This window comes from Pseudomonas vancouverensis, from assembly GCF_004348895.1.
Classification (GTDB): Bacteria; Pseudomonadota; Gammaproteobacteria; order Pseudomonadales; family Pseudomonadaceae; genus Aquipseudomonas; species Aquipseudomonas vancouverensis.
In genome coordinates this window covers 301,008-313,655 of sequence record NZ_RRZK01000009.1, presented here as the reverse complement: position 1 = coordinate 313,655, position 12,648 = coordinate 301,008, and the positions used below count along the sequence as shown (strand labels likewise).

Genomic DNA, 12,648 nt, shown 5'->3' with positions numbered 1-12,648 from the left:
GACTATCTCCCGACCGTCGATTCAGTGAAGAGCGGCAACGGCTGCTGTTTGTGCCTGAGCGTGTCGCCGGTGGTGTATTGCGGGGAGGTTTTTTCGATCTGCTGGATCACCGCTTCTTCGCGCTTGAGGTCGATCGAACGGCTCAGCCAGTAGTAGGCCAGGCCCGAGACGATCAGCCCGACCAGCCAGGCGATGTCGATGCTGCCCAGCGCCTTGGCCAGTGGGCCGACATACACCTCGCGCTGCTCGACGCCATCGAAGATGTAGAAGAACGGGATCATCGAGACGAAACCGATGGCGTACGCGACGATCCCGCGCACTCCCCAGCTGCCATAGATATTGCCGTGAGGCATGAAGAAGTGCGGGATGGCGTAGCGGCCCTTGCGCACGAAGAAGTAGTCAGTGAGGTTGACCGAAGTCCAGGGCACCAGGAAGTACAGCATCACCACCAGGTAGATCCCCAGCACCGACAAGCCTTTGCCGGAACTCTGGATGCTCAGGGCCACGCCCAGTTGCAGCAGGATGACGAAGGCGATGGCGAGGATGCGTGCCTTGCGCGTCGGCTCGATGTGCTTGATCGAGTCGACACAGGTCAGCGTGGTCAGTTTGGCGCTGTAGATGTTCATCGCGATCACCGGCAGGAACGCCAGAATCGTAATCACCACCACCGCCGTACCCATCAACGGCGACACGGTATTGCCGACTTGCCCCAGGGCCACCAGCACATCCGTCGAGTGCAGGTGATCGGCCAGCCAGCCGCCCACGGAAATCATCCAGGCACCGGACAACGAGGCACCGAGAAACACCACGGCGATCAGCTTGCCGCTGGAGGTGTTCTTCGGCAGGTAGCGCGAGTAGTCCGAGACATAGGGCGCATAGGCGATGTTGTAGCTGGCGGCGGCAGCGAACTGCGCGATGAACCCGGTCCAGTTGAAACCCAGCGGCGGTGCCGCCACCTCGCCCGCTGCCAGCACTGGCGCGGCCGCATCCGGCACCCAGCCCATCATCACGGCCAGCGTCACCAGCCCGTACAACGGCAGGGACAGGAACAGCGCCCATTTGAAGCTGCGGTGCATCCAGTCATGGCCAAGAATCGCCAGCACCGCCGCTGGTATAGTCACCGCCACCGCGATGGCCCAGGGGTGAAAACCGAACAGTGTGTGCAGGCCTTGCATCATCAACACCAGGTTGACGATGTTGAAACCGGCGAACACGAACAGCGTGGCGAACAGCACCAGGATCACCCCGCGATAACCGAACTGCGCGCGGGACTGGATCATCTGCGGCAGGCCCAGGTGCGGGCCTTGGGAGCCGTGAAAGGCCATGAACAAGGTGCCGAACATGATGCCCAGCGTACCGGCGAGGGTGGTCCAGAGTGCGGTCAGGCCGACACTCGGGCCGACGAAACCGATGGTCATGGTGAAGAAGGTGAAGTTGCCGAGGAACCAGAACGGGCCTTGGCTGGCCAGTTTGTCAGTGCGCTCGTTCTCGGGAATGAAATCGATCGAATGCCCCTCGACGACGGACTTGTCATCGAGGGTGGGCACGCTCGTGGCGGACTTGGCGTTAGTGTTCATGATGGACTCTTATTGTTGGAAGATCATGAGATAACCGCGTTTCTTCGGGTGCCTGTGGCGAGGGAGCTTGCTCCCGCTGGACTGCGCAGCAGTCCTGTTCTTTTTTTAAAAGAGGGGCCGCTTCGCGACCCAGCGGGAGCAAGCTCCCTCGCCACAGGTTCATTGTTGCCCGTGCCTACCTGGCGTTGTTGCTGAAATCGCATTCACCTTTAGGGACGCGCGTCAGCTCGGCAAGGTGATCCACACCGCCTTGGTTTCGAGCAGGTAATCGAGCTGCTCGGCGCCCAGGTCCTTGCCGAAGCCGGACTGCTTGTAGCCACCGAACGGCATCGACGGATCGAGGGTGCCGTGGGCGTTGACGTAGACCGAGCCGGCCTTGAGGCGTGGGATCAGGCTGTGCACCTTGCCCAGGTCGTTGGAATACAAGGCCGCTGCCAGGCCGTAAGGCGAGTCGTTGGCCAGGGCCAGCGCTTCTTCCTCGTCGTCGAAGGGTGCCGTCACCAGCACCGGGCCGAAGATCTCTTCCTGGACAATGCGCATGTCATTGCGGCAATGGGCGAAGATGGTCGGCTCGACGAAAAAGCCCGGGCCATCGACCGCCTGGCCGCCGTAGACCAATTCGGCGCCTTCGGCCTTGCCGGTCTCGATGTACTCGGTCACCCGCTGCTTTTGCAGGGCCGACACCAGCGGGCCGATGAAGCAGTCCGGGTCCAGGCCCGGGGCCATTTTCAGGGTGCGCGTGTAGGCGATCAGTTCACTCAGGAACTGCTCGTAGACGCTGCGATGCACATAGGCGCGCGTACCGGCGTCGCACACCTGTCCCGAGTTGAAAAACACCCCGTTGGCCACCGCTTGCGCCGCCGCCGGAATGTCCGCATCGGCAAAGACGATTACCGGTGATTTTCCTCCCAGTTCCAGGGTAAGTCGCTTCATTTCGTCTAATGCCGCGCGCCCGACTGTACGCCCGACCGGGGTCGATCCGGTGAAGGTCAGCTTGTCGATGCCAGGGTGGGTGGCCATGGCCGCGCCGACCACGCTACCGCGTCCGGTGACGATATTGATCACACCGTCCGGAATGCCCGCTTCCTGCACCAGCTCGGCAAATCGCAGGGCCGAGAGCGAGGTCAGTTCAGCGGGTTTGACCACCACTGTGCAGCCTGTCGCCAGCGCCGCGCCGAGCTTCCAGGCCATGGTTTGCAGGGGGAAGTTCCACGGCACGATGGCGCCGACCACGCCCACCGCTTCCTTGCGGGTGTAGGCCAGGTAATTGCCCGGCAGCGAAGGCTCGACCGTGCGCCCGTGCAGCTTGGTGGCCCAGCCGGCGAAGTAACGCAGGGTGTCGACGGTGCCCTGGATATCCACGTCCCTGGCGAAGGCGACGGACTTGCCCATGTCGATGGATTCGATCTCGGCCAGTTCAGCGGCGTTCTGCTCGATCAGATCGGCCAGGCGCTGGATCAGGCGTTCGCGCTCCGCCGGCTTGGCCTGGCGCCAGGCGCCGCCGTCGAACTGCGCGCGAGCGGCTTGCACGGCGCGGTCCAGGTCCTCGGTGGTGCCCATGGGAATACGCGTGATCAGGCCTTCGGTGGACGGCTCGATCACCTCCGAGGTCTGACCGTCGCCGGCCTCGACCCAGGCGCCACCGATGAACATTTTCTGCACCTTGCTGAGGAAGGTCTGGGTCGCTTCGCTGACGCCGAATTTCTGCAGGTAACTTTTGACGATCGTGTCCATTTTTATTCTCTCTGACCGGCAGTCAGGCACTGCCGGTGCTGTGGTTTCGATGTTCGGCCTGCCCTTAAGCCGGCGTGGTTTCGCTCTCGGCGGCGGCCCGTACCTTACCGCGCTCGTGGAAGATGAAACCGATGCTGTTGAGCAACAGTTGCGCGGCGAGAATCGAGGTCATGCCGGTCGGGTCGTAGACCGGCGCCACTTCCACCAGGTCCATGCCGACGATGTTGCCCTTGCTGCGTTTGGCCAGCGCCTGGATGATTTCCAGCACTTCGTAGTAGAGGAAACCGCCGTGGCTCGGGGTGCCGGTGCCGGGGGCGATGGACGGGTCGAAACCGTCGATGTCGATGGTGATGTAGTAGTTGATGTTCTGCGGGATCAGCGCCAGCACACCCTCGACACCGAGGCGACGCACGTCGCGTACCGAGAGGATTTTCGAGCCGGCATCGTGGGCGGCCTGGTAGTCGTCGCGGTTGGACGACGACACGTTGCGGATGCCCATTTGGGTCATGCCGACAATGTGGTTCATCTCCGATGCGCGGCGCAGCGGGTTGCCGTGGCCGTAGCGCACGCCGTGACGTTCGTCGACGAAATCCAGGTGGGCGTCGAAGTGGATGATATGGATCGGCCCGCGCCCTTCGAAGGCCTTGATCACCGGCGCATGCACCGAGTGATCGCCGCCCAGGACCACCGGCATCACCCCGGCGTCGAGGATCTTGCGAACCGCGTACTCGGTGTTCTGGTTGCTGGTTTCCATGTCGGTGTGAACGATGTCGGCATCGCCGACGTCGACCATGCGCACGTCCGAAGCGGTCAGGTACATCACGTCGTCTTCGTGATCGTAGGCACCGGCATGGCCGAAGGAAAACAGCGTCGATGCCTCACGAATCCCCCGTGGCCCGAAGCGTGCGCCGGAGCGCCACTGGGTGCCCATGTCATTGGGCACGCCGAGCACCGCGACGTCGGCGTCCAGCGCATCCCAGTCGGTGCACACCGGGGCTTTGCCAAAGGTGCAGTGACCCACGAATGGCAGGTTCAGGCGACCGGATTCATAACCGTTGTTCGACATTTCTAGCCTCTCCACTTCTTGTTATCGGCTTGGCGGAACTGCAAGGCGACCGCCGTTGGAGAAACTATGGGCGCAGGTTTTCGTGGAAAAAATGCCAAACATCAGATACTCATATCGGCATTGCCGATGCATCCACACGCAGGAGATTCCAGGTGATCCAGCTGCACGATGTCGATCTGAAGTTACTCAGGGTGTTTGCCACGATCGTCCGCTGCGGCGGTTTTTCCGCGGCGCAAGCGGCGCTCAACGCCGGGCAGTCGACCATCAGCGAACAGATGACCCATCTGGAAACCCGCCTCGGGGTCAAGCTGTGCCAGCGCGGGCGCAGCGGCTTTCGCCTGACCGAGCAAGGCGTGGCGATTCACGAAGCGACCCAGCGCCTGCTCTCGGCCGTAGAGAATTTCTGCATGGACGCCGACGTGCTCAAGCAGCACATCAGCGGCAAGCTCAACCTGGGGATCATCGACACCACCATCACCGACCCCGACTCGCCGATTCCGCGCACCACCCAGCGCTTCGTTTCACGGGGACACGATGTGCACCTGAACGTGTACGTCGGCACCCCGGCGGAACTCGAAGAGCGCGTGCTCGACGGGCGACTGCACCTGGCCATCGGGCACTTCCCGATCCATGTGCCGGGGCTGCAGCACACCCCGCTGTACCAGGAAGCGCTGGGCCTGTATTGCGGACGGCGCCACCCGCTGTACGGCAGCCTCGCCGAAGGTGAGGAGCTGCTCGAAGAGGTCAAGTCAGGGCGCATCGTGGTGCGCGGCTACATGCAGCAATACGACCTCGAACACCTGGGCGTGAGCAAGGCCGCCGCCACCGTCGACAACATCGAAGCGACCGCTATCCTGATCATCTCCGGCGCCTACGTGGGCTTTCTGCCCGAGCACTTCGCCGCGCAATGGGTCAAGAACGGTGACATGCATCAGCTTGCCCCGGCGAGCTTGCGCCTGAAGTCGCCGTTCGACGTGATCACCCGACGCGGCACCGCACCGCCGCCGATCCTGCAAGCCTTCCTTGAAGACCTCAGCGCCAGCGCACGCAAAACCGGCAACGGATGACGTGGCACTCGCCAAACGGAAATTTTGCCCGGCATACTGATTTGACGTTCGCTCACCTCACAGGCCCGTCATGCGCATCCACGTTACCTTCATTGACCGCGTCGGCATCACCCAGGAAGTACTGGCCCTGCTCGGTGGTCGCAGCTTCAACCTCGATGCCGTGGAGATGGTCCCGCCGAACGTCTACATCGATGCGCCGACCCTCGACGCCGATGTCCTCGAAGAGTTGCGCGAGGCACTGTTCGAGGTGAAGGGCGTGCAAGCGGTGACCATGGTCGACATCCTTCCCGGCCAGCGTCGACGCCTGCAACTGGACGCGCTGCTGGCCGCCAGCTCCGACCCGGTGCTGGCGGTGGATGATCGTGGGCATGTGCTGCTGGCCAACCCGGCGCTGATCGCCCTCTGCGGTCGCGAACCGGCCGGTGAATCACTGACCGCGCTGTTTGACGATGCCGACTTGCAGCGCACCTTGCTCGCCCACCATTTCCGCCTGCCGATGCACGAGGTCAGCCTCGGTGGTCAGACCTTCCTGCTCGATGCGATGCCGGTCACCGACGCCGGTGCCCTGCTCACCCTGTACCAACCCAATCGCATCGGCGAGCGCTTGTCGGCGCTGCATCACGACCACGCCGAAGGCTTCGATGCGCTGCTCGGCGAATCACCGCCGATTCGCTCGCTCAAGGCCCGCGCCCAGCGCGTGGCAGCACTCGATGCGCCGTTGCTGATCCAGGGTGAAACCGGCACCGGCAAGGAGCTGGTGGCTCGCGCCTGCCACGCCATCAGCCCCCGACATGACGCGCCGTTTCTGGCGCTGAACTGCGCCGCGTTGCCGGAAAGCCTCGCCGAAAGCGAGCTGTTCGGTTACGCCCCCGGCGCCTTCACCGGCGCGCAACGGGGCGGCAAACTGGGCCTGCTGGAACTGGCGGATCAGGGCACGGTATTTCTCGATGAGGTCGGGGAAATGTCGCCGTACCTGCAAGCCAAACTGCTGCGCTTTCTGAGTGACGGCTGCTTCCGCCGGGTCGGTGGCGACAAGGAGGTGCGGGTCAATGTCCGGGTGCTCAGCGCCACCCACCGCGACCTGGAAAAGATGGTCGGCGAAGGACGTTTTCGCGAGGACCTGTTCTACCGCCTCAACGTGCTCAACCTGCAAGTGCCGCCGCTGCGCGAGCGCGGTCACGACATCCTGCTGATGGCCAATCACTTCATGCAGCAGGCCTGTGCGCAGATCCAGCGACCGGTGTGCCGCCTGGCACCGAGCACCTTCAGCGCCCTGCTCGGCAATCGCTGGCCGGGCAATGTGCGGCAACTGCAAAACGTGATTTTCCGCGCGGCGGCGATTTGCGAAAACCCGCTGGTGGACCTCGACGACCTGGACATTGCGCGCACGGCGGTAGAGCGGCAAAACGACGGAGAGGTCGGCAGTCTGGAAGAGGCCGTGGGCGGCTTTGAAAGGAACTTGCTGGAGCAGTTGTATCGCAGCTATCCGTCCAGTCGTTTGCTGGCTGCACGGTTGCAGACGTCCCATAGCGCGATTGCCATTCGCCTGCGCAAGTACGGCATTCCCAACAAACCCTGAGCGACCTGACGGAACACATTCCCCCCTGTAGGAGCGAGCATGCTCGCGATGAATTTAGCCACACCGCGGGTAACCGGACAGCCCACATCATCGTTGACGACCATCGCGAGCATGCTCGCTCCTACAGGGGATGAGCGTTTTTTTGAACTCCTCGTCTTCAAATCAATACAGCGTCACGAAATCAAGACAAGCACGGCCCTGCCAACAATCACGGCGCTTGCATCCTGAACGCTGCGTGTCTGTATTGATTTCAATACAACAGATGCCGTCCCTTTTTTAAATAATTACTTTAACTAATTGATTTAAAACAGTTATTAATCCTTGGCACCACCCTTGCTTTCACTCCTGAAACCCTGCTCGTCACCCCGTCACGAGCCTGAAAAACAATAAGGAGTGGATATGAGCCCATTGCGCTTTACCGTCGATCACGAATGGCTGCGGCTCGATGCCGATGGCCTGGTCACTGTGGGCATTACCGCGTTTGCCCAACAGTCCCTGGGGGATGTGGTGTTCGTGCAAGTGCCCGAGTTGGGAACGTTCGGCGCCGGCACCGAGGTGTCGGTACTGGAATCGGTAAAAGCGGCCAGCAGCATCGGCATGCCGCTGGACGGTGAAGTGGTTGCGGTCAACACCGCGCTGGAAAGTTCTCCGGAACTGGTCAACGAAGATCCCCTCGGCGAAGGCTGGTTCTTTCGCTTCAAACCCGCCGACCCTGAAGCCCTCTACGAACTGCTGGATCAGGCCGCCTACGAGCAATTGACCGCCGAACAGGCCGACGCCTGAAACCCTTCCCCACTTCAAAAAAAAGGACTGCACCATGTTCAGCAAACACGACCAGATCAAGGGCTACGACGACGAGTTGTTGGCCGCGATCAACGCCGAAGACGCACGTCAGGAACATCACATCGAATTGATCGCGTCAGAGAACTACACCAGCCGTCGCGTCATGCAAGCCCAGGGCAGCGGTCTGACCAACAAGTACGCCGAAGGTTATCCGGGCAAGCGTTATTACGGTGGTTGCGAGCACGTCGATGTGGTCGAGGCACTGGCCATCGAACGCGCCAAGCAACTGTTCGGTGCCGATTATGCCAATGTCCAGCCGCACTCCGGTTCCTCCGCCAACAGCGCCGTGTACCTCGCGCTGATTTCGCCGGGCGACACCATTCTCGGCATGAGCCTGGCCCACGGCGGTCACTTGACCCACGGCGCGAAAGTGTCGTCCTCGGGCAAGCTGTACAACGCCGTGCAGTACGGCATTGACACCAAGACCGGCCTGATCGATTACGACGAAGTCGAGCGCCTGGCGGTCGAGTGCAAACCGAAAATGATCGTCGCCGGTTTCTCGGCCTACTCCAAGACCCTCGACTTCCCACGTTTCCGCCAGATCGCCGACAAAGTCGGTGCCCTGCTGTTCGTCGACATGGCTCACGTCGCCGGCCTGGTCGCAGCCGGTCTGTACCCGAACCCGCTGCCTTACGCCGACGTGGTCACCACCACCACCCACAAAACCCTGCGCGGTCCACGTGGTGGGCTGATCCTGGCCAAGGCCAACGTAGAAATCGAGAAGAAACTCAACGCCGCGGTATTCCCCGGTGCCCAGGGCGGCCCGCTGATGCACGTGATCGCGGCCAAGGCGGTGTGCTTCAAGGAAGCCCTGGAGCCATCGTTCAAGACCTATCAGGCGCAAGTCATCCGCAATGCCCAGGCGATGGCCAAGGTGTTTATCGAACGCGGTTACGACGTGGTTTCCGGTGGCACCGATAACCACCTGTTCCTAGTCAGCCTGATCCGTCAGGGCCTGACCGGCAAGGACGCCGACGCCGCCCTCGGCCGCGCCGGTATCACCGTGAACAAGAACGCCGTGCCCAACGACCCGCAATCGCCGTTCGTGACCTCCGGTTTGCGCATCGGCACCCCGGCGATCACCAGCCGTGGCTTCAAGGAAGCGCAGAGCATCGCGTTGGCCGGGTGGATCTGCGACATCCTCGATCATCTGGGGGATGCCGATATCGAGGCCAATGTCGCCCGCCAGGCTGCGGCCTTGTGCGCGGACTTCCCGGTCTACCGCGACTGATCACACAACAAAAAACCTGTGGGAGCGAGCTTGCTCGCTCCCACAGAAACCGTGCCCTGCCTGATTAGCTGTCTGCACAAGGAAAAATCATGACCGCCATTGCTGAAACGGCGCAAAAAGGCCCGACCAAAGTGGAAATCGGCAGCAAACTGCGCGGCGCTGAAAAAGTCGCGCGGATTCCGGTGAAGATCATTCCCACCGAAGAGTTCCCGCGCAAACCCGACTGGATTCGCGTGCGTATGCCGATCTCACCCGAGGTCGAGCGCATCAAGCAATTGCTGCGCAAACACAAGTTGCACAGCGTCTGCGAGGAGGCCTCGTGCCCGAACCTCGGCGAGTGTTTCTCCGGCGGCACCGCGACCTTCATGATCATGGGCGACATCTGCACCCGTCGCTGCCCGTTCTGCGACGTCGGCCATGGTCGGCCAAAACCGCTGGACGTCAATGAACCGAAGAACCTCGCCGTGGCCATCGCCGAATTGCGCCTGAAGTACGTGGTGATCACCTCGGTAGACCGCGACGATCTGCGCGACGGCGGTGCCCGGCACTTTGTCGATTGCCTGCGTGAGATCCGCAAGCTGACGCCCGGCGTGCAACTGGAAACCCTGGTGCCCGATTATCGCGGACGGATGGATGTGGCGTTGGCCATCACCGCCAGCGAACCACCGGATGTGTTCAACCACAACCTGGAAACCGTGCCGCGCCTGTACAAGGCGGCAAGACCTGGCTCGGACTTCGAGTGGTCGCTGGACCTGCTGCAGAAATTCAAACAGGCGGTGCCCCACATCCCCACCAAGTCCGGGCTGATGCTGGGCCTGGGTGAAACCGACGAGGAAGTGATCGAGGTGATGCAACGCATGCGCGAACACGACATCGACATGTTGACCCTCGGCCAGTACCTGCAACCTTCGCGCAGTCACCTGCCGGTGCAGCGCTTCGTGCACCCGGACACCTTCGCCTGGTTCGCCGAGGAAGGCACGCGCATGGGCTTCAAGAATGTCGCGTCGGGGCCTTTGGTGCGTTCGTCCTATCACGCCGATCAACAACTTCATGGAGATGCACGGGTTTTCCAGCCATCATGAACGCAACCCTCATGCCTGGAGCCTTGGTCGATGCCTCGTTCACCCTGCCTGTTGCTGCTCTGTACGAGCCTCGCCCTGCCCTGCATGGCCGATGAGGCCAAGCCTGCGCACATGGTGTATGTGCGCTCGGTTGACCCCGGCATCCAGCAGGACATGCGTTACGCTGGCGTGCACAACTTCACCGGCCACGTGCTCGATGGCTATCAGGCGCCGGAGTGCCTGCTGTCTGCCGACGCCGCCCAGGCGCTCGCCCGTGTGCAAGCGACGCTGAAGGCCGAGGGCTACGGCTTGAAAGTGTTCGACTGCTATCGGCCGACCCGCGCAGTGGCGGACATGGGCCGCTTCGCCACGCAAGCCGGTGATCCGCTCAAGGCCGAGTTTTATCCGCGGGTCGATAAACAGGATTTCTGGCGCTTGGGCTACGTGGCGCGGGTGTCCAATCACTCCCGGGGCAACACCGTCGACCTGACCCTGACCGGCCCTGGCGCCCTGCCCGCCGACACCTGGACCGCTTCGGCGACACCGGTCGATTGCACGGCAGCTTACGGCGAACGCTGGCACGATGGCGCACTCGACATGGGCACCGGCTTCGACTGCTTCGACGAACGTGCACACACCGATTCGACACAGATCAGCACCACGGCCAAGGCCAACCGCCAACGACTGAACGCGGCCATGGCCAAGGAAGGTTTCGTCGGTTACGACGCCGAGTGGTGGCATTTCACTTACAGCGGCAACGGGCAGAAGCCTGAGGTCATGAACTTCCCCATCACCCCGTTGGCACCATGAACAAACTGATCAAGAGCCTGTGCCTTGTGTTGTTTCCACTGACTGCGATGGCGAAGGGCATCGACGACAGTGGTCAACTGATTGTGGTCACCAGCAGAAACTGGGACGACATCCAGGCCACTGCCCAACGCTATGAACGCCATGGCAAGACCTTTGAAAAATTCGAAGCGCCGTTTGCCGTGGTGCTCGGCAAAAACGGCATGGGTTGGGGCAAAGGCTTGCTCGACCCAGGGCAACCCCAAGGGCCGGTCAAACAGGAAGGCGACGGCAAAGCCCCGGCCGGTGTGTTCAGCCTGGGCACGGCATTCGGCTACAACAACAGCGCCGACACGCGCCTACCTTATCTGCCCCTGACAACGGCCATCGAGTGCGTGGACGATAGTCAGTCGACGCACTACAACCAACTGCTCGACGGCACTAGCGTCGCCAAGGACTGGAACAGCTCGGAGCACATGCACCGCACCGACGAGCTGTATCGACAGGGCATTTTCATCCAGCACAACACACCGGCGACGCCCGCCGCCGGCTCGTGCATTTTCTTCCATATCTGGCGCGGCCCCAGCGCCCCGACCCGAGGCTGTACGGCCATGGACCCGGCGGACATCGCCCGCCTGCTGCAATGGCTGGACCCGAAAAAGTCGCCGCTGCTGGTGCAATTGCCCGAGGCGCAATACGAGCAATTGCGCAGACGCTGGAACCTCCCGACACGCTAACAGAACAGCACTGAACCTGTGGCGAGGGAGCTTGCTCCCGTTGGCGCGCGCAGCGGCCCTGAAAGACAGGTCTGCTTCGCAGCCCAGCGGGAGCAAGCTCCCTCGCCACAGATACTCATCTGTTCACATTTTTGGGAGATCTAGAAAGTTTTTGTGGCACTGGCCACCACCGTCGCCGAGCACAGGTCATCATAGCCATACCAACTACCGCACTCGCTTTTCGACAAGTCGGTGTCGACGTAGCTCAGGCCCCAGGTCACGCCGACGAGCTCCTTGGTCAGTTTGGCTTCCCACTCGTAATAGGCTTCACGGTGATCGCCATTGCTGGACCAGAACGCCGGGTCTTTCACATCGTTACGTCCGAAGCGCAGTTCCAGGCCGACCTCGGCCGGTAACGCAAGGTTGTAGCCGACGTAGGTGTAGAGCGTGTCCTGGTCTTCGCCGAAGACGTTCGGCGTGTCGTTGGAGTAATAGGCGCCGAGCTTGACGCCGTAGAGGTCAAGAATGGCGTAGACCTCGCTCATGTTGAATTCGGAATTCTTCGGATAGTCGTATTTGACATAGCCCAGATCGAGGCTGATCGCTTCGCTGGCCTGCCAGAAATAACCGGCGTAGTACTCAAGCTCTTCACGGGTGGCAAAGCCTTCGCCGAAGTCGACACTCGAGGTCCAGGTGCCGATGTACAGGCCGCTGCTGTGCATCAAGGTTGCCCCGCCCTGCGCCGCCGGATCACCGAGGGACTGCGAGATACCGCGGCTGCGATAGTCGCTGACGGCGCCAAGGGTCAGTTCCAGGTTGAAGTCGTCGTTGAGGGCCAGGGCGTGGCTGGTCAGTGGAGCGAAGGCCAAGGTTGCGAGGGTCAATGCTGAAAGTGCGTTCATACAGTTCTCTTGTTGTTATGGCGTACGGGGGAATTTCAGGCACGGCCAAGCCAGGCCCCTCGCGGTTCGAGGGGCTGGCAGGGTTC

12 protein-coding genes are annotated in these 12,648 nt (G+C 61.9%); 8 read left to right on the top strand and 4 right to left on the bottom strand.

All coding sequences use genetic code 11. The features are described from left to right. Nucleotides 1–2 precede the first annotated feature (2 nt). From EIY72_RS11165 to speB, 3 genes are all read right to left on the bottom strand, one after another. Complete coding sequence (locus EIY72_RS11165) at nucleotides 3–1,577, bottom strand: purine-cytosine permease family protein (RefSeq protein ID WP_093223645.1); 1,575 nt, start codon at nucleotides 1,575–1,577, stop codon at nucleotides 3–5. A 222-nt stretch (nucleotides 1,578–1,799) separates the two neighbouring features. Then, nucleotides 1,800–3,311 (bottom strand): aldehyde dehydrogenase family protein, encoded by a 1,512-nt coding sequence (locus EIY72_RS11155; protein WP_093223647.1) that lies wholly within the window; start codon nucleotides 3,309–3,311, stop codon nucleotides 1,800–1,802. Nucleotides 3,312–3,375: 64 nt separating this feature from the next. Then, nucleotides 3,376–4,377: an agmatinase gene (gene speB / locus EIY72_RS11150; protein ID WP_093223650.1), complete on the bottom strand. Its 1,002-nt coding sequence runs from the start codon at nucleotides 4,375–4,377 to the stop codon at nucleotides 3,376–3,378. Between the two features lie 152 nt (nucleotides 4,378–4,529). Here speB and EIY72_RS11145 point away from each other — a divergent pair, with 152 nt between their 5' ends. From EIY72_RS11145 to EIY72_RS11110, 8 genes are all read left to right on the top strand, one after another. Next, complete coding sequence (locus EIY72_RS11145; RefSeq protein ID WP_093223653.1) at nucleotides 4,530–5,444, top strand: LysR family transcriptional regulator; 915 nt, start codon at nucleotides 4,530–4,532, stop codon at nucleotides 5,442–5,444. 70 nt (nucleotides 5,445–5,514) lie between these two features. Beyond that, a complete protein-coding gene (locus EIY72_RS11140; protein ID WP_093223656.1) occupies nucleotides 5,515–7,023 on the top strand; it encodes a sigma-54-dependent transcriptional regulator in 1,509 nt (502 codons plus the stop codon). A 39-nt stretch (nucleotides 7,024–7,062) separates the two neighbouring features. Further along, nucleotides 7,063–7,251: a hypothetical protein gene (locus EIY72_RS29905; RefSeq protein ID WP_157720943.1), complete on the top strand. Its 189-nt coding sequence runs from the start codon at nucleotides 7,063–7,065 to the stop codon at nucleotides 7,249–7,251. Between the two features lie 171 nt (nucleotides 7,252–7,422). Beyond that, the gene (gcvH, locus tag EIY72_RS11130; protein WP_093223662.1) at nucleotides 7,423–7,806 is read left to right on the top strand and encodes a glycine cleavage system protein GcvH; all 384 of its coding nucleotides are present in this window, start codon (nucleotides 7,423–7,425) and stop codon (nucleotides 7,804–7,806) included. Nucleotides 7,807–7,840: 34 nt separating this feature from the next. Beyond that, nucleotides 7,841–9,097, top strand: a complete 1,257-nt coding sequence (gene glyA / locus EIY72_RS11125; protein WP_093223665.1) for a serine hydroxymethyltransferase — start codon at nucleotides 7,841–7,843, stop codon at nucleotides 9,095–9,097. An 89-nt stretch (nucleotides 9,098–9,186) separates the two neighbouring features. After that, complete coding sequence (gene lipA / locus EIY72_RS11120; RefSeq protein ID WP_093223668.1) at nucleotides 9,187–10,179, top strand: lipoyl synthase; 993 nt, start codon at nucleotides 9,187–9,189, stop codon at nucleotides 10,177–10,179. Between the two features lie 30 nt (nucleotides 10,180–10,209). Then, complete coding sequence (locus EIY72_RS11115) at nucleotides 10,210–10,968, top strand: M15 family metallopeptidase (RefSeq protein WP_093223671.1); 759 nt, start codon at nucleotides 10,210–10,212, stop codon at nucleotides 10,966–10,968. Then, entirely contained in the window at nucleotides 10,965–11,681 is a 717-nt protein-coding gene (locus tag EIY72_RS11110) for a L,D-transpeptidase family protein (protein ID WP_093223674.1), read from the top strand. Before EIY72_RS11115 ends, EIY72_RS11110 begins: the two co-directional genes overlap by 4 nt. Before the next feature lie 140 nt (nucleotides 11,682–11,821). Here EIY72_RS11110 and EIY72_RS11105 read toward each other — a convergent pair whose 3' ends face one another. Further along, on the bottom strand, nucleotides 11,822–12,562 hold the full coding sequence (locus EIY72_RS11105) for a TorF family putative porin (RefSeq protein ID WP_093223677.1): 741 nt from the start codon (nucleotides 12,560–12,562) through the stop codon (nucleotides 11,822–11,824). Nucleotides 12,563–12,648: the final 86 nt, after the last annotated feature.

What these genes read in the sequence shown, in the direction of transcription:
- EIY72_RS11165 (WP_093223645.1), bottom strand. Translation starts at nt 1,577, where the DNA reads ATGAACACTAACGCCAAGTCCGCCACGAGCGTGCCCACCCTCGATGAC.
- EIY72_RS11155 (WP_093223647.1), bottom strand. Translation starts at nt 3,311, where the DNA reads ATGGACACGATCGTCAAAAGTTACCTGCAGAAATTCGGCGTCAGCGAA.
- speB (WP_093223650.1), bottom strand. Translation starts at nt 4,377, where the DNA reads ATGTCGAACAACGGTTATGAATCCGGTCGCCTGAACCTGCCATTCGTG.
- EIY72_RS11140 (WP_093223656.1), top strand. Translation starts at nt 5,515, where the DNA reads ATGCGCATCCACGTTACCTTCATTGACCGCGTCGGCATCACCCAGGAA.
- EIY72_RS29905 (WP_157720943.1), top strand. Translation starts at nt 7,063, where the DNA reads ATGCTCGCGATGAATTTAGCCACACCGCGGGTAACCGGACAGCCCACA.
- gcvH (WP_093223662.1), top strand. Translation starts at nt 7,423, where the DNA reads ATGAGCCCATTGCGCTTTACCGTCGATCACGAATGGCTGCGGCTCGAT.
- glyA (WP_093223665.1), top strand. Translation starts at nt 7,841, where the DNA reads ATGTTCAGCAAACACGACCAGATCAAGGGCTACGACGACGAGTTGTTG.
- lipA (WP_093223668.1), top strand. Translation starts at nt 9,187, where the DNA reads ATGACCGCCATTGCTGAAACGGCGCAAAAAGGCCCGACCAAAGTGGAA.
- EIY72_RS11115 (WP_093223671.1), top strand. Translation starts at nt 10,210, where the DNA reads ATGCCTCGTTCACCCTGCCTGTTGCTGCTCTGTACGAGCCTCGCCCTG.
- EIY72_RS11110 (WP_093223674.1), top strand. Translation starts at nt 10,965, where the DNA reads ATGAACAAACTGATCAAGAGCCTGTGCCTTGTGTTGTTTCCACTGACT.
- EIY72_RS11105 (WP_093223677.1), bottom strand. Translation starts at nt 12,562, where the DNA reads ATGAACGCACTTTCAGCATTGACCCTCGCAACCTTGGCCTTCGCTCCA.